Raw genomic sequence first — 20712 nt, forward strand, 5'->3', positions numbered from 1 at the left:
CGAATACGGTGTGTCAGTACCAGATAGGTTGACTGACGCACCGCATTCGCGAGCAAGCCCGCTCCCACATTGGAGGTGCAGTGTTTATGAGACCTCCATAAAAAATGCCCGACCTTCGCAGGCCGGGCATTTTTTTACGCCCTGAAAAAATCAGGACTGACTGGAGGACGTCGGGGTTACCGGCGTTGCAGTCGGGGTGGTAGCAGCGTGGCTGGGTGCGGACACCGAGTTGGCTGTCGAAGCGCTTGGCGCAGGGGTTGCAGGCTTGGCGGCAGCTGCCTTTGGAGCAGCCGGCTTCTTGGCAGCCGCAGGCTTTTTCGCCGCAGCCGGTTTGGCGGCTGGCTTGGCAGCAGGTTTCGCGGCAGCGGTTTTAGCCGCTGGTTTGGCCGCTGATTTTGCAGCAGGCTTGGCAGCAGTTTTAGCGGCCACGGGTTTCGCGGCAGGCTTGGCGGCTGGTTTTGCCGCTGCAGTTTTCGCAGCAGGCTTGGCGGCAGGTTTTGCAGCCGCTTTGGCTGGAGCTTTGGCCGCGGGTTTTGCAGCCGGTTTGGCGGCGGCTTTAACCAGAGGCTTGGCTGCGGTTTTGGCAGCCGGTTTGGCAGCAGCGGTTTTAGCGGCTGGCTTGGCAGCAGGTTTGGCCGCTGCTGTTTTAGCCGGGGCCACTTTAGCGCCGGTGAGTTTTTCAATTTGCTTGGTCAGAGTGTCGACCTTGCTGTGCAGCGTCTTCAGCTCTGCCTTGCTCGGCACGCCCAGTCGCGAAATGGCACTGTTGAGGCGTTTGTCGAATGTTTCTTCCAACTTGCCCCACGTGTCAGAAATGCTCGACTTGGCAGAACCGGCAGTTGCCTTGGCCGCTTCAACTTTTTTACCAACCGTGGTTTTGGTCAACTTCTCGGCTTTTTCACCGTCCTTGACCAGGGTCTCGAAGTATTTGCCGCCGTCACTGCTAACCTTCGAGTACACGCCTAAACCAGCAAGCCAGATCTTACGGGAATATTTTTCAACTTCCCCGACCCACGAGCTGCCTTCTTTCTGAGTAGTCTTTTTAACAGCCATCCCGATGTCTCCTTAGTGTTTACGCGCGACACGTTCTAGCAATGTCGTCAGCTCTTCGAGCTTAGCAGAGAGTGTCTCAACGTCATGTTTAGACGCAATGCCGATCCGATTCAAGGCACTGGCAATACGCGCGTCAAAAGCGTTTTCAACTTTATCCAGTTGAAGTTCAACCACACCTTTGACGCTCGAGACATTACTCTTTACTTGGTCAATCTGACTGTTGGCAGCATCAAGTTGTTCAACCACAACTTTTTTGCCTTTGCTTTCAACATGTTGACCACTCTTCACAAGCTCTTTGAAGTACTCGCTGCCTTCACTGCCGACCTTGGCATAGGCGCCAAGCCCTGCCAGCCAGATCTTGCGGGCATAGCTTCTAACGTCACTCAGGGCGGTGGACTGAACGTCGATTTTTTTCTTCAAAATAACTTTGGCCATGGTGCACCTCACGCAAAACAGGGTGGGGGAACGGCCCGCAGAGTTGAGGGCGTGGGCACAAAGTAGGGTGAAAAATTAGAATCGGCACCCTAAGAACTCGCGAATCAGGCCAGCGCCTTATCCAGGGCTTTCTCGATTTCGGATTTGATGGTGCCACTCATGGCCGACATCAACAGGCCGAGTTCCACATCAATGCGCAGTGAATCATCGGCGACTAATACAGTGCCTTTTACCCCCGAACGCTTGAGGTTCAAGGTATCGCCGGACCACGACGGCTCCAGGCCATATTGCTCCTTGAGTTTGCTCGCCAACTTCTCGGCCTTCGCCCGCGCGCCTTCTTTACCCAGGGAATGTGCACGTTCAACGGTAATACGGGCCATTGCTATGACTCCTTTTTATAACGACTGGAACACCCGCCATGCGGCAAAAGGTCTCGGTGACCGCCTATCTTACCTTCAGCCTTGCCAAGACAAAGAGGGTCGTGGGGATTATCATGTCCCGCATTCTCTTTTGGTGACAGCGATATGACTGATCAGCGCAAAGGCAGCGATGCCGAACCCACCACTCACTTCGGCTTCAAGAACGTTCCGGAAAGCCAGAAAGCGGAAAAAGTCGCTGAGGTGTTCCACTCCGTCGCCGCCAAGTACGACTTGATGAACGACGTGCTTTCAGGCGGCATGCACCGCCTGTGGAAGCGCTTCACCATCGAGTTGTCGGGCGTACGCACCGGCAACCGCGTGCTCGACATCGCTGGCGGCACGGGCGACCTGGCAGCCAAGTTCTCCAAGCTCGTTGGCCCTACCGGCCAGGTGGTGCTGGCTGATATCAATGGCTCGATGCTCAAGGTCGGTCGCGACCGCCTGCTGGATAAAGGCGTGGCCGGCAATATCGAATTCGTCCAGGCCGACGCTGAAAAGCTGCCGTTCCCCGACAACCATTTCGACTGCGTGACCATCGCCTTCGGCTTGCGCAACGTGACCCACAAGGAAGACGCGATCCGCTCGATGCTGCGCGTGCTCAAGCCGGGTGGCCGCTTGTTGGTGCTGGAATTTTCCAAGCCGACCAACGCGCTGATGTCCAAGGTCTACGACACCTACTCGTTCGCCTTCATGCCATTGATGGGCAAGCTGATCACCAATGACGCCGAGAGCTATCGCTACCTGGCCGAATCGATCCGCATGCACCCCGACCAGGAAACCCTGAAGTCGATGATGGTAGACGCCGGTTTCGACCGCGTGACCTACCACAACATGACCTCCGGTATCGTCGCCCTGCACCGTGGCATCAAGCCCTGATGCTGCTCAAGGGTCTTCTCGCCAGCGTTGAACACGGCCTCAACCGTGTACTGCGCCTGGACAGCACCGCCATGGCGCGGCTCGCGCACTTGAACGGCAAGGTGATTGCCGTCGACTGCCGCAGCCCTGCCTTGCAGCTGTTTATCCTGCCGAGTGATGAAGGCCTGCTGCTCGCCACCGACTGGGCGGCCGAAGCCGACTGCACCCTGCGTGCGCCGGCTTCGAGCCTGTTGCACCTGGCGGTAAGCCGCAACAAGACCGCCATCCTGCACAGTGCCGATGTGGAGCTGGAAGGCGACAGCGCGGCGCTGATGGACCTGGCCGCCGTGTTGCAAGACCTGGAGCTGGACTGGGAATACGAGCTGTCGCGCTGGATCGGCCCCGTGGCCACCCAGTTGATCAGCGGGCACCTGCGCAGCCGCTCGCGCTGGTACCAGCAGGGGTTTGCCAGCCTCAACCAGAACCTCGCCGAATACCTGAGCGAAGAATCGCGCACCCTGGTCGGAGAACGCGAAGCGCAAGCGCGCTTTCGTGAACTCGACAAGGCCAAAATCGACCTGGAACGCCTTGAGGCACGCTTCGAGCGCCTGAGCCGTTCCCTTGATCCAAGCGATAACGCATGAAGCTGCTCGCCGTCCGCCGTTTGTTTCGTATCCAGCGCGTGGTAATCCGCTACCGCCTCGATGACCTGCTGTTTGCCCTGCCGCTGCCGTGGTTCCTGCTGGCGGTGCGCTACGTGCTGCCGTGGCGCTGGTTCCCGCGCAAACAGCTGGAACTCACCCGTGGCGCGCGCCTGCGCCTGGCGTTGCAGGATCTGGGGCCGATCTTTATCAAGTTCGGGCAAATTCTCTCCACGCGCCGCGACTTGCTGCCGGAGGACATTGCCGACGAGCTGATGCTGTTGCAGGACCGCGTACCGCCGTTCGACTCGCAGCAGTCGATGAAGCTGATCGAAGAGCAACTGGGCAAGAAAATCAGCGAGGTGTTCAGCCGCTTCGACGTCGACCCGCTGGCCTCGGCCTCGGTCGCCCAGGTGCACGCGGCGCAGTTGAAGACCGGCGAAGAAGTGGTGGTGAAAGTGATTCGCCCCGGCCTCAAGCCGATCATCGGCCAGGACCTGGCGTGGCTGTTCATCCTTGCCCGCGCGGCCGAACGCTTCAGCGCCGATGCGCGCCTGCTGCACCCGGTTGATGTGGTCGCCGATTACGAAAAAACCATCTACGACGAACTCGACCTGCTGCGCGAAGCTGCCAACTCCAGCCAGCTCAAGCGCAACTTCGAAGGCTCGCAGCTGCTGTACGTGCCGCAGGTGTATTGGGACTGGTGCCGCCCGAAAGTGTTGGTGATGGAGCGCATCTACGGCGTGCAGGTCACTGACCTCGCCACCCTGGCCGACCAGCGCACCGACATGAAAATGCTCGCCGAGCGCGGCGTGGAGATTTTCTTCACCCAGGTGTTCCGCGACAGCTTCTTCCATGCCGACATGCACCCGGGCAACATCTTCGTCAGCACCGTCAACCCGTGGAGCCCGCAGTACATCGCGATCGACTGCGGCATCGTCGGCAGCCTGACCCCGGAAGACCAGGACTACCTGGCGCGTAACCTGTTTGCCTTTTTCAAGCGCGACTACCGCCGCGTGGCGCAATTGCACATCGATTCGGGCTGGGTGCCGGCGGAAACCAAACTTAACGAATTCGAAGCGGCGATCCGCACCGTGTGCGAGCCGATCTTTGAAAAACCGTTAAAGGATATTTCATTCGGCCAGGTGCTGATGCGCCTGTTCCAGACCGCGCGCCGCTTCAATATGGAAGTGCAGCCGCAGCTGGTATTGCTGCAAAAAACCTTGCTGAACATCGAAGGTTTGGGCCGCCAGCTGTACCCGGACCTGGACCTGTGGAACACCGCCCAGCCGTTTCTGGAACGCTGGATGCGCGAGCGGATGAGCCCGAAAACCATGCTGGGCAACCTGCACAGCCAAATGGAACAGTTGCCGCACCTGGCCAACATGACCCGCGACCTGCTGGAGCGCATGTCCCAGCCCCACGCCAAAGACCCCGCGCCGCCGTGGCAGAAGCGCAGGGACGACTGGTTCCTGCGCCTGCTGGGCGCCGCGCACCTGGTGGGCGGCGTAATGCTGGCGATCGGCGGGCCGTTGAATCAACTGGGCCACTGGCCGGCCGGTATCATGGTCGCCGTGGGCCTTTATCTGATCGTGCGTCGATAGCCAATCCGGTTATACACTGTCGCAAATTGCCGGAGCGGAACATGAAAGACTGGCTGGACGAGATCAAGTGGGACAGTGACGGCCTGGTGCCAGCCATTGCCCAGGACTACAAAACCGGGCGTGTGTTGATGATGGCCTGGATGAACCGCGAGGCCTTGAGCCTGACTGCCGCTGAGCAGCGCGCCATCTACTGGTCACGCTCGCGTGGCAAACTGTGGCGCAAGGGCGAAGAGTCCGGGCACGTGCAAACCCTGCACGAGATGCGCATCGACTGCGACGCCGACGTGGTAATCCTGATGGTCGAGCAAATCGGCGACATCGCCTGCCACACTGGCCGTCACAGCTGCTTCTATCGCGTGTTCGAGAACGGCGCATGGAAAGTCGTCGAGCCGGTGCTCAAAGACCCGCACGCCATCTACTCGGCAGGACACTGATATGAGCGATACCCTGAACCGTGTGGCCCAGGTGCTGGAAGACCGCAAAGGCGCGGACGCCGACAGCTCGTATGTCGCCAGCCTGTACCACAAGGGCTTGAACAAGATTCTGGAAAAGCTCGGCGAAGAATCCGTCGAGACCATCATCGCCGCCAAGGACGCGCAGATCAGCGGCGACTGCAGCGATGTGATCTACGAAACCGCCGATTTGTGGTTCCACAGTCTGGTCATGCTCGCCCAACTGGGGCAGCATCCACAGGCAGTGCTGGATGAACTGGACCGTCGCTTCGGCTTGTCCGGGCATGCCGAAAAGGCCTCGCGCCCGTCCGCCTGAATAACTTTCACAGAGGAATTGCAGCATGGGCATTTTTGACTGGAAACACTGGATCGTCATTCTGGTGGTGGTAGTACTGGTGTTCGGCACCAAGAAACTCAAAAACCTGGGCACCGATGTGGGCGAGTCGATCAAGGGCTTTCGCAAAGCCATGAACGACGATGAAAAGCCTGCCGACCCGGTGGTCAATCCGGTGCCGCCGGTCCAGCCTGTGCATCCGCAGGCCACCCAGCCAATCACCGAACGTCGTACCTTCGACGTACAGGCTGAGAAAGTCGAAGAGCCGACCCGCAAAGACTTGTGAGCACTGACTAATGTTTGGTATCAGCTTCTCTGAACTGCTCCTCGTCGGCCTTGTTGCCTTACTGGTGCTGGGGCCGGAACGCCTGCCCGGTGCCGCACGCACGGCCGGCCTATGGATCGGGCGCCTGAAACGCAGTTTCAACGCCATCAAACAGGAAGTTGAACGGGAAATCGGCGCTGACGAGATCCGCCGGCAACTGCACAACGAACATATTTTGTCGTTGGAGCAGGAAGCGCGGAACATTCTGAACCCGGTGAATGAGTCGGCCAAACCGGTCCAGCCGGTGGCTGAACACAGCATTGCGCCAACCCCCGTGGCCGAAGCCGCACCGGCGGTGGAACACACCCCGCCCGCTCCCGCCCCGACAGAGCATGCGCCGACGCCCGTTGCGTCGCCCGCGCCCCATGACCCTACATTGCCGCCGCGAGCCCCATGAGCGCTGATAAACCGGAAACCGACCAGCACATGCCGCTGGTCTCGCACCTCACCGAGCTGCGTACCCGCCTGCTGCGCTGCGTAGCGGCAATCTTCATCATCTTTGCCGGGTTGTTCGCCTTTACCCAGCAGATCTACACCTTCGTCTCTACGCCCCTGCGCCAGTATTTGCCGGCGGGCGCGACGATGATCGCCACCGATGTGTCGTCACCGTTCCTCACGCCGTTGAAGCTGACCATGATGGTGTCGCTGTTCCTGGCGATCCCGGTGATCCTGCATCAGATCTGGGGCTTTATTGCACCGGGCCTGTACAAGCATGAGAAGCGCATCGCCGTGCCATTGCTGGTATCGAGCATCCTGTTGTTCTACACCGGCATGGCGTTCGCCTACTTCCTGGTGTTCCCGTTGATCTTCAAGTTCTTCGCTGCCGCCACCCCGGCCGGCGTGGAAATGATGACCGACATCACCAGTTACCTCGACTTCGTGATGACCCTGTTTTTTGCCTTCGGCGTGGCCTTCGAAATTCCGGTGGCCGTGGTGCTGCTGGTGTGGATCGGCGTGGTCGACGTCAAATACCTGAAGAAAATACGCCCGTACGTCATCATCGGCTGCTTTGTGGTCGGCATGATTCTGACGCCGCCGGACATCTTCTCCCAGACGCTGCTGGCCGTGCCGATGTGGATGCTGTTCGAGATCGGCATTCTGTTCAGCGGTTTGATCAGCAAGCGTGGCGAACACCCGGATGACCAAACCGCCGACGACGACCAGCCGCCTGCGACCCAGCCGTGAACCTGCTGCTGCTTGAAGAGGCCGATTTTATCGCGCCCGACCGGGTGATCCTGCGTGATCGGCGCCTGGTGCACATGCAGGACGTCCACCGCGCAGCCGTCGGCGACAGCCTGCGCGTCGGGCGAGTCGGCGGGCTGATGGGCAAGGCGCACCTGCTGCGCCTGGAACCCGGTGAAGCCGAACTGCAGGTCGGCTTCGACCAGCCACCGCCAGCCAAATTGCCCCTGACCCTGCTGCTGGCCCTGCCGCGCCCGAAAATGCTGCGCCGGGTGCTGCAAACCGTGGCGGCCATGGGCGTGCCGAAAGTGGTGCTGCTCAACAGTTACCGGGTGGAAAAAAGCTTCTGGCAAACGCCATTCCTGGAACCTGAAGCCGTGCGCGAGCAATTGATCCTCGGCCTGGAACAGGCGCGCGACACCGTGCTGCCCGAGATCATCATCGAAAAGCGCTTCAAGCCCTTCGTCGAAGACCGCCTGCCGGCCATGACCGAAGGCACCCTGGGTTTGATCGGCCACCCCGGCGATTACCCGCCCTGCCCGCGCGGGCTGGAGACGCCGGTGACCCTGGCTATCGGCCCGGAAGGTGGCTGGATTCCCTACGAAGTGGATTTGCTGACAAAGGCCGGCCTGCAACCGGTACAGCTGGGCGCACGAATTCTGCGCGTCGAAACCGCCGTCACCGCCCTGCTCGCCCGCCTGTTCTGACACCACGCCAAACCCTGTGGGAGCCAGCTTGTGTGGGAGCTGGCTTGCCTGCGATGCAGACACCTCAGTATCTCAGGCGAACCCGGTTGATGCCATCGCAGGCAAGCCAGCTCCCACAGTGGATCTGCTTGGCTACAGAATCTTCCTGTGTTGCCGATAGCCTTTGAATAAGTCCAAGCCTTGTTCCAAGGGAGATTGCAGCATGAATCGTCTGTTAGCCGAAAAACTGGGGAATGTGAGCGTCAATCGCAAGCTGAGCCTTGGCTTTGGCCTGGTATTGATCCTGACGCTATTGATCACTTTCACTGGTTGGAAGGGGCTCGACGACGTGACCAGTCGCGGCGATAAGCTCGGCTTTATCTCCAGCCTCAACGGCCTGACCAAAGACCTGCGACTGGCGCGCCTGGATTTCGAAATGCGCCGGGGTGAACAAGGCACTGGCGCGGTCAACGACCTGATCGCGAAACTCGACAGCGGCCTGAAAACCGCCGGCAACCTCATTGAGCAACCCAACGACAAGGCCCTGGTAGAACAGCAGCTCGACGCTTTAGGCCAATACAAAAAGGCTTTCGGCGCCATGGTTCTGGCTGGCCTGAAACGTGAAGGCGCACGCGGCAAGCTTGGCGAAACCGCCGACAACGCGGTGGCCAAGATAAGCCAAATCGAAAAAACGCTGCTGCAAGGTGAGAGCGTCACCCAGTTCAACAGCGTGGTCGACCTGAGCAAGCTGATTCAGCAAGCGCGCTTCCAGGTGCGCGGCTACACCTACAGCGGCAAGCCTGAAGCCGAGCAGCCCGCACTGGATGCCATCGACAACGCGCTGAAGAAAATCACCGAACTGCAAGGCCAGCTGCCAGAGCAGTACCAGGCAAACCTGCAAGAGGCCAGCACCTCGCTGCAAGCCTACCGCGAGGCTGTGAGCCAGTACCGCGATTCGCAAGTGGCTATGGCGGCGGCCCTGAAAGACACCGCTGCACAGGGCGACATCCTGCTGGGCCACAGCGACAAATTGACGATATCCCAGACGGTGGTGCGCGATCACGAAGCGGCACAGGCCAGGCAGCTGTTGTTGCTCGCGGCTGTGCTGGCGCTGATCTTCGGCATCTTCGCCGCCTGGGCCATCACCCGCCAGATCGTCATCCCGATGAATCAGGCCCTCAAAGTCGCCGAGCGTGTGGCCTCCGGTGACCTGAGCCAGAACCTCGATTCCACGCGCAAAGACGAGTTGGGCCAACTGCAACGCGCCATGCAAAGCATGACCGTGGGCCTGCGCGAGCTGATCGGCGGCATCAGCGACGGCGTCACCCAGATCGCCAGCGCCGCCGAGCAACTGTCGGCCGTGACCGAACAGACCAGCGCCGGGGTCAACAGCCAGAAAGTCGAGACCGACCAGGTGGCCACCGCCATGAATGAAATGGCTGCCACCGTGCAAGAAGTGGCGCGCAACGCCGAGGAAGCTTCCGAAGCCGCTGTGGCCGCTGACCAGCAGGCCCGCGAAGGCGACAAGGTCGTCGGCGAAGCCATCGCCCACATCGAACGCCTGGCCACCGAGGTCGGCAATTCCACCGAAGCCATGGGCCACCTCAAGCGTGAAAGCGACAAGATTGGCAGTGTGCTCGATGTGATCAAATCCGTGGCCCAGCAAACCAACCTGTTGGCGCTTAACGCGGCCATCGAAGCGGCACGCGCCGGGGAAGCCGGGCGTGGTTTTGCGGTGGTGGCCGATGAAGTGCGCAGCCTGGCCCAGCGCACCCAAAAGTCCACCGAAGAGATCGAAGAGCTGATCGTCGGCCTGCAAAGCGGCACCCAGCAGGTGGCGACCATCATGGACAACAGCCGTGGCCTCACCGAGAGCAGCGTCGAACTGACCCGCCGCGCCGGTGCGGCGCTGGGCAACATCACTCGTACGGTCTCGACCATCCAGGCGATGAACTCGCAGATCGCTACCGCCGCCGAGCAACAAAGCGCCGTGGCCGAAGAGATCAACCGCAGCGTTCTGAATGTACGTGATGTGTCGGAACAGACCTCCTCGGCCACTGAGGAAACCGCCGCCTCCAGTGCGGAGCTGGCACGTCTGGGGGTTTATTTGCAAACCCTGGTCGGGCGCTTCCGCGTCTGAACCACCTCTACACGGCGGCCTATCGAGGCCGCCGTGCACCGCAATTTGTGAAACTTCCTACGCAATTACCAGCACACTACGACTCCAAATCGATCTAGCGTCTCACCACGTGTTTATCTGATTTGGAGTGCCAACATGTTTTCCCGGCTGCCCTGTTTGCTGGCCAATGCCAGCGTCCGCGTCAAGCTCGCCCTGGGTTTTGGCCAAGTGCTGATCCTCAGCCTCATCATTGCGGTGACCGGCTGGCAGGCTTTAAATACCGCCCTGTTCCGCTCAAGCAACTTGACTGTCCTCGGCGAATTGACGGCTGTCGCCGAAGCAATGCGTGCCGACCGCATCGTGTATCGCACCCTGACCGACACGGCCAGCCTGGGCAAAATGGAGCTGCAGATCGAAAAACTCGACGGCCGCCTCAGCTACTTGTCCAGCCACGTGATCGACCCGATTGACCTGCAACGCCTGAGCGATGCGCAGCAACTGGTGGTGGAGTTCAAGGCCGCTCTCGTGGCATTGCCGCCCTTGACCGAGCAACGCGAGAGCATCCGCCCTGTCCTGCATGACGCCGCCCTGCAGGCCAGCGACACCCTCGCGCAACTGGCCAGTACCCTGCCGGACCGACAGGATCCGCGCGCACTCGACGCCATCAAGAACCTGCGCCAGGCCATGAAGCAGTCCGAGGATCGCGCCCAAAGCCCCGCGTGGGCCGCCGAGTCGTCGCAAGCCTATGCCGAGACGATCGGCAAAACGCTCGACGCCCTGGACATCGCCGAAGCCGCTGTGACGACGTTGCCCGCGGACTCCACCAGGCTTCAAAAAGACCTGGCGGACTATCGCGCGCTGGTGATCAAGCTCAAAGACGCTCAGGTCACCACTGAAACCGCGCAGAACCGCTTTGAGCAGCAACTCAACACCTTGCTCGACCACAGTGAACGGGTGAGCCAGGCCCAGAACTTCAAACTCGACAGAGGGGCGGAGCACACCCGCACGCTGCTGATCAGCGTCACAGGCATCGCGTTGTTGCTGGGCTCTCTGGCAGCGTGGTGGCTGGCCAGGCAGATCGCCACGCCGTTGCGCCAAGCGCTGGTGGCTGCCAACCGCATTGCTGAGGGTGATCTGAGTGAAAGCCCGACGGTGGACCGTCACGATGAACTGGGCCAACTGCAGCAGAGCATCGGAAAAATGACCCGAAACCTGCGAGGCCTGATCGGCGGCATTGGCAACAGCGCCCGGCAAATCGCCAGCGCCGCGACGCAGTTATCGGCCGTGACCGAGCAGAACCGCGCCGGAGTCAATAACCAGAAAGACGAAACCGACCAGGTCGCCACGGCCATGAATGAAATGCTCGCGACCGCGCAAGAGGTGGCGCGTCACGCGGAACAGGCGTCCGTGGCCGCCAACGAGGCGGACCAACAGGCGAGCATGGGTGAACAGGTGGTCACACGGGCGGTTGAGCACATCGGCCATCTGGCCCATGAAATGGGGCGCTCCAGCCAGGCCATGCTGGCGTTGCAGCACCAGAGCCAAAAGATCGGCAGCGTACTGGACGTGATCAAATCAGTGTCCGAGCAGACCAACTTGCTGGCGCTCAACGCCGCCATCGAAGCCGCGCGGGCTGGCAGTGCCGGCCGAGGTTTTGCCGTCGTCGCCGATGAGGTGCGCAGCCTGGCCCAGCGTACGCAGGCCTCGGCAGAAGAAATCGAAGAGCTGATTCTCAGCCTTCACACGGGCACCCAACAGGTGGCAGACATCGTGGACAGCAGCCGCAACCAGACCCAAACCAGCGTTGAACTGACCCGTGATGCCGGTGAAGCACTGGCGGCGATTACCCGCACGGTGTCGGTCATCCAGGAACTGAACCCGCAGATCGCTGCCGCTGCCGAGGAGCAAAGCGCCGTGGCGGAGGAGATCAATCGCAGTGTGTTGAAGGTACGCGATGTGACGGAGCAGACAGCGGCCGCCAGCGAGGAAACCGCAGCGGCCAGCGTGCAGTTGACCAAGTTGAGCCTGGATTTGCAGGGGCTGGTGGGCAAGTTCAGGCTTTGAGTCTGACAGGACTTGCGCGGGGCTTGTTTGTGGGGGCGGGCGGGTTTGCTCGCTCGCCACAACAAGCGCGCCTTCCACAACAAGCTCGCTCGCCACAACAGGCAGGTTTACAGCACCTGACGCAGGAAGGCTTGGGCTCGAGGGTCTTTGGGCGCGTCGAAGAACTCAGCCGGGGAGGCGTCTTCGAGCAGCTTGCCGTGATCGAAGAACAGCACGCGGTCTGCCACTTCGCGGGCGAAGCCCATTTCGTGGGTGACGCAGACCATGGTCATGCCTTCCAGGGCCAGGGTCTTCATCACATCCAGCACTTCACCGACCATCTCCGGGTCGAGGGCCGAGGTGGGCTCATCAAACAGCATCACCTTGGGTTCCATGGCCAACGCGCGGGCAATCGCCACCCGTTGTTGTTGACCACCAGAAAGTCGTGAGGGGAATTCGTTGGCCTTTTGCGCAATACCAACCTTCTCCAGCAGCGCCAGGGCCTTGGCCTCACGCTCTTTCTTACCACGCTTGCGCACCACTTTTTGCGCCAGGCACAGGTTTTCCAGCACGGTCATGTGCGGGAACAGGTTGAAGTGCTGGAACACCATGCCCACTTCGCGCCGGTAGGCGTTCACGTCGGTCTTGGGGTCGGCCAGTTGCAGGCCGTCGATGCTCACCGAGCCCGAATCGAATTCTTCCAGGCCGTTAAGGCAGCGCAGGAAGGTGGATTTACCGGAACCCGACGGGCCGATCACCACCAGCACCTCGCCCCTGGCGACTTGCGTGGTCACGTGGTCCACCGCGCGCACCAGGTGGCCACGGGTGTCGAAGACTTTTACCAGATCGCGGACTTCAATCACTTTGCGCGAGCCTCCGCTCAAGCCGGCTGGCCATTTTCGACAGCGGCAGGTTGATCAGCAGGTACAGGCCTGCCACACAGAACAGGATTTCAAACGGCGAGAACGAGGTGGTGATCACTTCGCGGCCGCTTTTGAGCAGTTCGGTGATCGCGATCACCGAGACCAGCGAGGTGTCTTTGACCAGGCTGATAAATTGCCCGGCCAACGGCGGCAGCACGCGCTTGAAAGCCTGCGGCAGTACTACGTGGCGCATTGACTGGCTGGCACTCAAACCCAAAGAGCGCGCCGCTTCGTTCTGGCCACGGGTGATTGACTGCACACCGGCGCGAACGATTTCCGCCACATACGCGCCGGTGAACAGCGACAGCGCAGCGATGCCAGCGAACTCCCGCGACAGGTTGAGCACCGTGCCGATGAAGAAGTAGAAAATGAAAATCTGCACCAGCAGCGGCGTACCGCGTACCAGCTCGACGTAGATCGTCGACAAATCGCGCAGGGTTGGGTTGTTCGACAGCCGGCACAAACCCGTCGCCAAACCAATCGCCAGCCCCAGAACCCCCGAGATGACCGACAGCCACACGGTGGTCCACAACCCCCACATCAGCGGGCCCAGCGCCCAATGGCGGGTTACACCGACCACGTCGCCTTCGGCCACATCATCACCGCGCGACACTTGCAGGCTGTTGTCGGCAACGGTGAGTTTTTGCTCGGCGCCAGCGTCATTACGCAGGGTGACTTCGGCGATATCGCCTTTGCGCACCAGCTCCACCACGGTGGAGATGTCGGCCGCGCGCTGGGACTCTTCAGCCTGATAGGCGAAGTACTGCGGCACACGATTCCAGCGCCATTCGTAGGACATCAGCGAAGTGGCGTAGTACAACGCGCCGGCCAGGCCGACCAGCACGACCACGGTCAGCAGGTGCCAGGGCCATTGGGCTTTTTTCGGTTTCATTTCACTTTCCGGGATTGATGTCGCCTGTCAGGCCGGCATCGCAGGCAAGCCAGCTCCCACATTTGACTGTGCGTACAGATCAAAAGGTGGGAGCTGGCTTGCCTGCGATGGGAGCGACTCGGTATTCAGCCAGCCTTATTCCATGTCCTTGAGCCACTCGGAGCTCTTGAACCACTTGTCATGGATGCGATCGTAGGTGCCATCGTTGCGGATCTGGTGCAGGAAGTTGTTGATGTAGTTGAGGCTGTCGTAATCGCCTTTTTTCAGGCCGAACGCCAAAGGCTCAAACGTGAAGGGTTGGTCGAGGAACACCAGCTTGCCGTTGCCGACTTTTTTCTCGGCGACCACGTTGTACGGCGCGTCATACACAAAGGCATCCGCCTTGCCATTGACCACGTCCAGCACGCCTTCCTGCTCGTTGTCATAGCCGTGGTACTTGGCTTTGGAGATCAGCTTTTTGGCGACCATCTCACCGGTGGTGCCGAGCTTGGAGGTCAGGCGGTATTTCTCGTCGTTCAGGTCTTTGTAAGACTTGATGGTGCCTTCCAGGTCCTTGCGAATCAGCAGGGTCTGGCCCACCACGATGAAGGGTTCGCTGAAGTTCAGGCGCAGGTTGCGTTCCTGGGTCAGGGTCATGCCGCTGCCGATCATGTCGAACTTGCCGGTCAGGAAGGCCGGAATGATGCCGTCGTAGCCGGTGGATACCAGCTCCAGCTTGACGCCCATGGACTTGGCCAGCGCCTTGAGGATGTCGACTTCGAAACCGATGATTTCACCGCGTTTGTCTGTCATTTCGAACGGCATGTAAGTCGGGTCCATGCCGACTTTAAGCGAGCCGCGCTGGACCGCATCGTCGATGGCGCCGGCCTGGGCCGTAGTGGCGGCAACCAGCGCGCTGACGCCGAGCAGCAGCATCGAAAGATACTTTTTCATCATCAAGTCCCCTGAACGATTCTTGTAAAGTCGGCGCGCAAAAGGGCTGCACCAATTCGGGGAGCGATCCTACCCCACTCGCCTGCCGTCACAAAGGTTTCACGGGTAATTGTTATCGACGCATGTCGGAAAAGCCCCACAACGGTGCAATCAAGCACAGGCGGTAGACACGTCAGCGCGGACGTTTTCCAATCCATTGATGTGTAAGCAGTTATGACTTTCAGTCGATCTCCGCCATCCAGGCAGTGTCCTTGAACCACTTGTCGTGCAAACGATCGTAGGTGCCATCCTGGGCGACTTGATTGAGAAAATGATTGATCCAGTTGAGGCTGTCGTAATCGCCTTTTTTCAGGCCGAACGCCAGGGGCTCAAACGTGAAGGGTTGCTCCAGCGCCAGCAACGTACTGTTCTGCGGCTTGGCCATCGCGATCAGGTTGTAGGGCGCATCATGAATAAAGGCGTCGGCCTTGCCCTCCACCACCTGGCGCACGGCTTCTTCGGAGGTGGCGAAACTGGTTAACCGCGCCGCCCCCAAAAATCGTTGCGCGGCGGCTTCCCCGGTGGTGCCCTCAGTGGCGACGATTCTGTAACCGGCTTCATCGAGGTCTTCGATACCTGACACCTTCCCGGCCAGGCTGGGATGCAGGAGCACGGTTTGCCCCACGACGATAAAGGAGTCGCTGAAATTCAGCTTGAGGTTGCGTTCCTGAGTGACCGTCATGCCGCTGCCGATCAAATCAAACCTCTTCGCCATCAACCCCGACAGCAAGTCGGTATACGGCACCGAGACCAGTTCAAGCTCCACGCCCAGGGCACGGCTCATCGCTTGAAGCAGGTCAATTTCAAAGCCGACGATGCGGCCCTTTTTATCGGTCATTTCAAAGGGAACGTAGGTGGGCGTGGTGCCGACTTTGAGCACGCCACGGCGCACGGCATCGTCGAGGGCGCCAGCGCCGACCATGCCTGTGTAAACCGATGCGACAGCGCCGAGCACCAGCGCCAAACAATACCTGTTGATCATGAATCCCCCGTGGCACATCAAATCTGGGGGGCGATGCTACCCCAGCCACAGGCACGGCAGTACGCCTCGAACAAAGGTCTTTTGTTTCGAAATAACAAGGTGTTAGGAATAAAAAGAATAGGCGTGAAACGCTGTAGGACCAGCGCTTCGAACACCCCCGAGGTGAGCCCCTCGGGGGTGTCTGAATCAGGCCGGTTGGGCCTGGGACGACAGCGGTTGCAGCGGCAGCAATGGCGCGTGCGGATCAGCCTTGATCGATGCACGCCAAGCGCCGAGCCACTCGGCGTGGCCTTCGCTCCAGACCTGCTCATGCAGGCGAGCCAGGGCGACCGGGTCGCTGAGCAAGGCCACGCGTTCGCCGTTGTTGAGGCCGGCAGGGCCGACTTTCAACGCATGACGCACACGCTCAAGGCGCAGGTGCTCAATCGGCTCCGCCTCACGGTGACGCGAGGTCGCCAAGGCGCAGGCCAGGGCGTTCTGCTGCGGGTCGACCACCGACCGCACAAACCCGTCATTCAGGGCGTGCCAACGGTTTTCGTGGGTGTACTTCTCAGTCGACAGCAGCGCTTGCGGCGGATTGTATTCCTCGGGAATCAGGAACAGGCTCTCGTCGCGGGACTTAAGACCCAGCTTGACCCGGCTGGAAATTACCGACACCGGAATCGACAGCATCAGCGAACCGACAATCGGGACCAGCCACCACAGGAAACTCGGGTTCAACCACACCACCAGCAAGGCCCACAGGAAGCCGAGCAGGGTTTGCGGACCGTGGCGTTTGACCGCCTCGCTCCATGGCGTGGAGTCGTCGTCACGTTGCGGCGAGTTCCAGGTCGCAGCCCAGCCGAGGAACGCGGCGAGTACGAAACGGGTGTGGAAAATCATCCGCACCGGCGCCAGCAGCATGGAGAACAGCATCTCCAGCAGCATCGACAAGGTCACCTTGAACTTGCCGCCGAACTCTTTCGCGCCCTTGAACCAGATCAGAATGATACTGAGCAGCTTAGGCAGGAACAGCAGCACGATGGTGGTGGAAAACAGCGCCACCGCCTTGTCCGGATGCCATTGTGGCCACAACGGGTACAACTGGCGTGGCGCCATGAAGTACTGCGGCTCCATCAGCGTATTGACCGCCAGCAAGGCCGTCGACAGCACCAGGAACAGGAACCACAACGGGGCCGACAAGTACGACATCACGCCGGTCAGGAACACCGCGCGGTGCACCGGGTGCATGCCTTTAACGAGGAACAGGCGGAAGTTCATCAGGTTACCGTGGCACCAGCGACGGTCACGCTTGAGTTCGTCCAGCAGGTTCGGCGGCAGTTCTTCATAGCTGCCCGGCAGGTCGTAGGCAATCCACACGCCCCAGCCGGCACGGCGCATCAGCGCTGCTTCAACGAAGTCGTGGGACAGAATCGAACCGGCGAACGCGCCTTTACCGGGCAACGGCGCCAGGGCGCAGTGCTCGATGAACGGCTTCATACGGATGATCGCGTTGTGACCCCAGTAGTGGGATTCACCCAGCTGCCAGAAGTGCAGGCCGGCCGTAAACAGCGGGCCGTACACGCGAGTGGCGAACTGCTGCATGCGCGCATACAAGGTGTCCATGCCCGACGCACGCGGCGCGGTCTGGATAATCCCGGCATCCGGCGTCGCTTCCATCAAGCGCACCAGGCTGGTCAGGCATTCGCCGCTCATCACGCTGTCGGCGTCGAGCACCACCATGTACTTGTAGTCACCGCCCCAGCGACGGCAGAAGTCGTCGAGGTTGCCGCTTTTGCGTTTAACGCGACGGCGACGACGGCGATAGAAGATTTTGCCAAAGCCACCGGCTTCGCGGCACACGTCGAGCCAGGCTTGCTGTTCGGCGATGCAGATGTCGGCTTCGTTACTGTCGCTGAGCACGAAGAAATCGAAGCGGTCCAGGTCGCCCGTGGCCGCCACCGATTCAAAGGTAGCGCGCAGACCGGCAAATACCCGGGGCACGTCTTCGTTGCAGATCGGCATCACCAGCGCGGTGCGGGCATCTTTCGGAATCGGCTCGTCACCGGCACTTTTACCGGAGATCCGGTATTTATCGTGGCCGGTCAGCAGTTCGAGGAAGCCCATCAGCGCGGTCCAGAAACCCGCCGAGACCCAGCAGAACAAGATCCCGAACATGATCAGGATGCTGGTTTGCAAGGCGTAAGGCAGTACCTGCATAGCGGTTTGCAGCAGGGTCTGGTTGCGGATTTCGTCGAACGAAACCAGTGACCAGCCCTGGTACGGCATGATGCCTTTCATGTACCAGCCAGCCACAATGGTCTGGCCGAGCATCAGCACCAGCAAAATGTAACGACGGATCGAACCCACGGTACGCCAGCGCGCGGCCGGCAATACGCGCTCATCTTTCGGCGGGGCCGGAGGGTTGCTACGACCGGTCATCCGGCGCCAACCGCGCACCAGAATGTTGGTACGCCAAGGCTCTGGCACCACACGGGTACGGCGGATCGGCGGCGTGGCCTTCAGGCAAACCCGGCCGTTGGCGTCGAGTGCCAGCATTTCCGCGTCTTGCAGCTCTTCGGCGGAATTAAGGGTCAGCCGGCGGCCAACCGACGCTTGGGCAGCGTCGGTCGGTGCGTCGAAGGTTGCAGACGACAAACGCTGGTGCAGTTCACTGAAGGACGTGCAGCCCGCCAGCTCGGCGCGCTGCTCGGCAGTCATCGGGAGATGCGCCAGATACTCGGACAGAGTCTCTGGCATGGCTTGAGAATTACTCATCGGCAGGCAACTGATAGCTCCAGGTCTCGGTCAGGACTTTTTCAGTCTTGGTCGGTTCCGGAGTAGAGAGTGGCGTAGCAGGAGCAGCTTCTGGCTGCTTGGCTTCCTTGTCTTTCGCATCTTTGGCGTCTTTAACGTCTTTCGCCTCTTTTGCGTCTTTCTTGGCCTGCTTCTCGTGTTGCTTGGCCAGCAGCTTGTCAGCCTTGAGCACCTGGGTCGAAGCCTTCTCGGGCTCAGCCTGCGGAATATCCTGAACCAGGGCTGCACGCATCTCGGTCGGCTTGCCTGCGTCTTTAATCTTCATGCGCAGGGTCAAACGCCAGCCTTGGGTGTGCTCGTTGTAACGCACGCTGTTTTCAACGATTTCGGCGTTGTCGCCAACGCTGACTTCGCTGCGAACCGGGGCATCTGGCGGCAGGGCTTTGAGGGACGGGCCTTCGAAGTCCACCAGGTACGCCACGCTGCCATCAGGCTGACGAATCAGGTTGGACTGTTTCACGTCACCCGTAGAGCGCAGGGTCTGCTTGACCCAGGCGCTGTCGGCCGGGTGCAGGGCTTTTTCGTCCATGGTCCAGTGCAGGCGGTAGGACACGTCCAGCGGCTTGCCGACTTCCGGCAGCTCGGCCGGGCTCCAGAACGCAACGATGTTGTCGTTGGTTTCATCGGCGGTCGGGATCTCTACGAGGTCCACGGAACCCTTGCCCCAATCACCTTCAGGCTCGATCCAGGCGCTTGGGCGCTTGTCGTAGTTGTCGTCGAGGTCTTCGTAATGGCTGAAATCGCGACCCCGTTGCAGCAGGCCGAAACCACGCGGGTTTTCGACGCTGAAGTTGCTGACCGACAGGTGTTTAGGGTTGTTCAGAGGGCGCCAGATCCACTCACCGTTACCGGCATGGATCGACAGACCGCTGGAATCGTGCAGCTCACGACGGTAGTTGAGCACCTTCGACGGCTGGTTCGCGCCGAACAGGTACATGCTGGTCAGCGGAGCAACGCCCAGCTTGGTGACCTTGTCGCGCAGGTACATCTGCGATTTGACGTCGACAATGGTGTCGGTGCCAGGGCGCAGGGTCAGGCGATACGCGCCGGTAGCCCGTGGCGAATCCAGCAGGGCATAGATCACCAGCTGTTTTTCACCCGGCTTCGGACGCTCGATCCAGAATTCGGTGAAACGCGGGAATTCTTCGCCGGACGGCAAGGCAGTGTCGATCGCCATGCCACGGGCGGACAAGCCATAAGCCTGGCCTTTGCCGACGACGCGGAAGTAGCTCGCGCCGAGCATGGTCATGATTTCGTCTTGCTTGTCGTCTTTGTTGATCGGGTAAAGCACACGGAAACCGGCATAACCCAGTTGCTCAGTGGCTTTGGGATCAAACTTGACGTCGCCGAAATCGAACCGCGTCGGGTCGTATTTGATTTCGCTGACGTTGTCGGCGGTCACTTCGTTGATTTTCACCGGTGTATCGAAATGCATACCCTGGTGATAGAAGGACAGCTTGAATGGGGTGTTCTGGTCAGCCCACTCGGCTTTTTCGTTGCGGAAACGAATCTTTTGATAGTCGGCGAATTTCATTTCACGAAATTCGTTGGGCAAATTGCTGCGCGGCGCTTCGTATTTCTGCCCGGCAAGCTCTTTAGCCTTGGCCGACACATCATCCAGACTGAATGCCCACAGTTGACTCGCGCCGAACAGGCAAAACAGGGCCGAGCCCGTTACCAGTGCGTTTCGTAACCGTTTGGCTGACAATTTTGGTGCATTACAGGGACTAACAATCACGAGCAACCCTCGCCGAAAACAGATCATAAAACCAACGGCCAGCTATCTATATGCCAGGTTGGCGAGCATTGTTCCGACTCCTTTGGGTCAAAATGATTCCCCAATGGACGTCGGACAAGTCTCTACCTAAGTCAAAAATGGACCAAACAACGCTGATCCCCATAGCGCGCGATTATCTAGTAGCCCGCGAAACAACGCATCAGGGGCAGCGAAGTATTTGTAGCGAAACCCTGCGTTTTTGGGCATTAAAGTCGTTTTTAA

Annotated in this window: 19 protein-coding genes and 1 pseudogene; 11 read left to right on the forward strand and 9 right to left on the reverse strand. The window is 60.1% G+C overall.

The annotated features are described in order from the left end of the window. Positions 1–150 precede the first annotated feature (150 nt). From ACP7A2_RS21570 to ACP7A2_RS21580, 3 genes are all read right to left on the reverse strand, one after another. Positions 151–1053 carry a phasin family protein gene (locus tag ACP7A2_RS21570; protein WP_426135870.1) on the reverse strand — a complete coding sequence of 301 codons (903 nt, stop codon included), beginning with the start codon at positions 1051–1053 and terminating at the stop codon, positions 151–153. Between the two features lie 12 nt (positions 1054–1065). After that, positions 1066–1488, reverse strand: coding sequence for a phasin family protein (locus ACP7A2_RS21575; RefSeq protein ID WP_426135871.1), 423 nt, complete (start codon positions 1486–1488; stop codon positions 1066–1068). Positions 1489–1592: 104 nt separating this feature from the next. Beyond that, a complete protein-coding gene (locus ACP7A2_RS21580) occupies positions 1593–1868 on the reverse strand; it encodes a polyhydroxyalkanoic acid system family protein (RefSeq protein WP_348056089.1) in 276 nt (91 codons plus the stop codon). A gap of 144 nt (positions 1869–2012) precedes the next feature. Between ACP7A2_RS21580 and ubiE the strand changes: the two genes are divergently transcribed. From ubiE to ACP7A2_RS21635, 11 genes are all read left to right on the forward strand, one after another. After that, the gene (gene ubiE / locus ACP7A2_RS21585; protein WP_106577513.1) at positions 2013–2783 is read left to right on the forward strand and encodes a bifunctional demethylmenaquinone methyltransferase/2-methoxy-6-polyprenyl-1,4-benzoquinol methylase UbiE; all 771 of its coding nucleotides are present in this window, start codon (positions 2013–2015) and stop codon (positions 2781–2783) included. After that, the gene (locus ACP7A2_RS21590; protein WP_426135872.1) at positions 2783–3406 is read left to right on the forward strand and encodes a ubiquinone biosynthesis accessory factor UbiJ; all 624 of its coding nucleotides are present in this window, start codon (positions 2783–2785) and stop codon (positions 3404–3406) included. Before ubiE ends, ACP7A2_RS21590 begins: the two co-directional genes overlap by 1 nt. Further along, entirely contained in the window at positions 3403–5007 is a 1605-nt protein-coding gene (gene ubiB / locus ACP7A2_RS21595) for a ubiquinone biosynthesis regulatory protein kinase UbiB (RefSeq protein ID WP_426135873.1), read from the forward strand. Before ACP7A2_RS21590 ends, ubiB begins: the two co-directional genes overlap by 4 nt. Before the next feature lie 41 nt (positions 5008–5048). Further along, positions 5049–5441, forward strand: coding sequence for a phosphoribosyl-AMP cyclohydrolase (gene hisI, locus ACP7A2_RS21600; protein WP_348056095.1), 393 nt, complete (start codon positions 5049–5051; stop codon positions 5439–5441). Between the two features lies 1 nt (position 5442). Next, positions 5443–5775, forward strand: coding sequence for a phosphoribosyl-ATP diphosphatase (locus tag ACP7A2_RS21605; RefSeq protein ID WP_003209299.1), 333 nt, complete (start codon positions 5443–5445; stop codon positions 5773–5775). A gap of 25 nt (positions 5776–5800) precedes the next feature. After that, positions 5801–6079: a twin-arginine translocase TatA/TatE family subunit gene (locus ACP7A2_RS21610; RefSeq protein ID WP_426135874.1), complete on the forward strand. Its 279-nt coding sequence runs from the start codon at positions 5801–5803 to the stop codon at positions 6077–6079. Positions 6080–6089: 10 nt separating this feature from the next. After that, a complete protein-coding gene (tatB, locus tag ACP7A2_RS21615; protein ID WP_426135875.1) occupies positions 6090–6515 on the forward strand; it encodes a Sec-independent protein translocase protein TatB in 426 nt (141 codons plus the stop codon). Continuing rightward, positions 6512–7303: a twin-arginine translocase subunit TatC gene (tatC, locus tag ACP7A2_RS21620; protein ID WP_375066867.1), complete on the forward strand. Its 792-nt coding sequence runs from the start codon at positions 6512–6514 to the stop codon at positions 7301–7303. The genes tatB and tatC overlap by 4 nt, the downstream gene beginning before the upstream one ends. After that, a complete protein-coding gene (locus tag ACP7A2_RS21625) occupies positions 7300–8007 on the forward strand; it encodes a 16S rRNA (uracil(1498)-N(3))-methyltransferase (RefSeq protein ID WP_426135876.1) in 708 nt (235 codons plus the stop codon). The genes tatC and ACP7A2_RS21625 overlap by 4 nt, the downstream gene beginning before the upstream one ends. A gap of 202 nt (positions 8008–8209) precedes the next feature. Beyond that, a complete protein-coding gene (locus ACP7A2_RS21630) occupies positions 8210–10126 on the forward strand; it encodes a methyl-accepting chemotaxis protein (RefSeq protein WP_426135877.1) in 1917 nt (638 codons plus the stop codon). A 135-nt stretch (positions 10127–10261) separates the two neighbouring features. Next, on the forward strand, positions 10262–12169 hold the full coding sequence (locus ACP7A2_RS21635; protein ID WP_426135878.1) for a methyl-accepting chemotaxis protein: 1908 nt from the start codon (positions 10262–10264) through the stop codon (positions 12167–12169). Between the two features lie 107 nt (positions 12170–12276). Here ACP7A2_RS21635 and ACP7A2_RS21640 read toward each other — a convergent pair whose 3' ends face one another. The 6 genes and pseudogenes from ACP7A2_RS21640 to ACP7A2_RS21665 form a co-directional block, all read right to left on the reverse strand. Further along, positions 12277–13011 (reverse strand): amino acid ABC transporter ATP-binding protein, encoded by a 735-nt coding sequence (locus ACP7A2_RS21640; protein WP_426135879.1) that lies wholly within the window; start codon positions 13009–13011, stop codon positions 12277–12279. After that, the gene (locus ACP7A2_RS21645; protein WP_426135880.1) at positions 13004–13963 is read right to left on the reverse strand and encodes an amino acid ABC transporter permease; all 960 of its coding nucleotides are present in this window, start codon (positions 13961–13963) and stop codon (positions 13004–13006) included. Before ACP7A2_RS21645 ends, ACP7A2_RS21640 begins: the two co-directional genes overlap by 8 nt. A gap of 135 nt (positions 13964–14098) precedes the next feature. Further along, complete coding sequence (locus tag ACP7A2_RS21650; RefSeq protein ID WP_426135881.1) at positions 14099–14896, reverse strand: transporter substrate-binding domain-containing protein; 798 nt, start codon at positions 14894–14896, stop codon at positions 14099–14101. Positions 14897–15116: 220 nt separating this feature from the next. Next, positions 15117–15917, reverse strand: coding sequence for a transporter substrate-binding domain-containing protein (locus tag ACP7A2_RS21655; RefSeq protein ID WP_426135882.1), 801 nt, complete (start codon positions 15915–15917; stop codon positions 15117–15119). Positions 15918–16101: 184 nt separating this feature from the next. Further along, a pseudogene (mdoH, locus tag ACP7A2_RS21660) lies at positions 16102–18674 on the reverse strand (glucans biosynthesis glucosyltransferase MdoH); the annotation flags it as partial. Continuing rightward, on the reverse strand, positions 18667–20451 hold the full coding sequence (locus ACP7A2_RS21665; RefSeq protein WP_426135883.1) for a glucan biosynthesis protein: 1785 nt from the start codon (positions 20449–20451) through the stop codon (positions 18667–18669). The pseudogene mdoH and the gene ACP7A2_RS21665, both read right to left, overlap by 8 nt. Positions 20452–20712: the final 261 nt, after the last annotated feature.

This window comes from Pseudomonas sp. PWP3-1b2 (assembly GCF_049896045.1).
Taxonomy (GTDB): Bacteria; Pseudomonadota; Gammaproteobacteria; order Pseudomonadales; family Pseudomonadaceae; genus Aquipseudomonas; species Aquipseudomonas antarctica_B.

Coding starts and splice junctions, on each gene's coding strand:
- ACP7A2_RS21590 (WP_426135872.1), top strand. CDS start 2,783: ATGCTGCTCAAGGGTCTTCTCGCCAGCGTTGAACACGGCCTCAACCGT.
- ACP7A2_RS21630 (WP_426135877.1), top strand. CDS start 8,210: ATGAATCGTCTGTTAGCCGAAAAACTGGGGAATGTGAGCGTCAATCGC.
- ACP7A2_RS21605 (WP_003209299.1), top strand. CDS start 5,443: ATGAGCGATACCCTGAACCGTGTGGCCCAGGTGCTGGAAGACCGCAAA.
- ACP7A2_RS21575 (WP_426135871.1), bottom strand. CDS start 1,488: ATGGCCAAAGTTATTTTGAAGAAAAAAATCGACGTTCAGTCCACCGCC.
- ACP7A2_RS21610 (WP_426135874.1), top strand. CDS start 5,801: ATGGGCATTTTTGACTGGAAACACTGGATCGTCATTCTGGTGGTGGTA.
- tatC (WP_375066867.1), top strand. CDS start 6,512: ATGAGCGCTGATAAACCGGAAACCGACCAGCACATGCCGCTGGTCTCG.
- ACP7A2_RS21655 (WP_426135882.1), bottom strand. CDS start 15,917: ATGATCAACAGGTATTGTTTGGCGCTGGTGCTCGGCGCTGTCGCATCG.
- ubiB (WP_426135873.1), top strand. CDS start 3,403: ATGAAGCTGCTCGCCGTCCGCCGTTTGTTTCGTATCCAGCGCGTGGTA.
- tatB (WP_426135875.1), top strand. CDS start 6,090: ATGTTTGGTATCAGCTTCTCTGAACTGCTCCTCGTCGGCCTTGTTGCC.
- ACP7A2_RS21635 (WP_426135878.1), top strand. CDS start 10,262: ATGTTTTCCCGGCTGCCCTGTTTGCTGGCCAATGCCAGCGTCCGCGTC.
- ACP7A2_RS21650 (WP_426135881.1), bottom strand. CDS start 14,896: ATGAAAAAGTATCTTTCGATGCTGCTGCTCGGCGTCAGCGCGCTGGTT.
- ACP7A2_RS21645 (WP_426135880.1), bottom strand. CDS start 13,963: ATGAAACCGAAAAAAGCCCAATGGCCCTGGCACCTGCTGACCGTGGTC.
- hisI (WP_348056095.1), top strand. CDS start 5,049: ATGAAAGACTGGCTGGACGAGATCAAGTGGGACAGTGACGGCCTGGTG.
- ubiE (WP_106577513.1), top strand. CDS start 2,013: ATGACTGATCAGCGCAAAGGCAGCGATGCCGAACCCACCACTCACTTC.
- ACP7A2_RS21570 (WP_426135870.1), bottom strand. CDS start 1,053: ATGGCTGTTAAAAAGACTACTCAGAAAGAAGGCAGCTCGTGGGTCGGG.
- ACP7A2_RS21580 (WP_348056089.1), bottom strand. CDS start 1,868: ATGGCCCGTATTACCGTTGAACGTGCACATTCCCTGGGTAAAGAAGGC.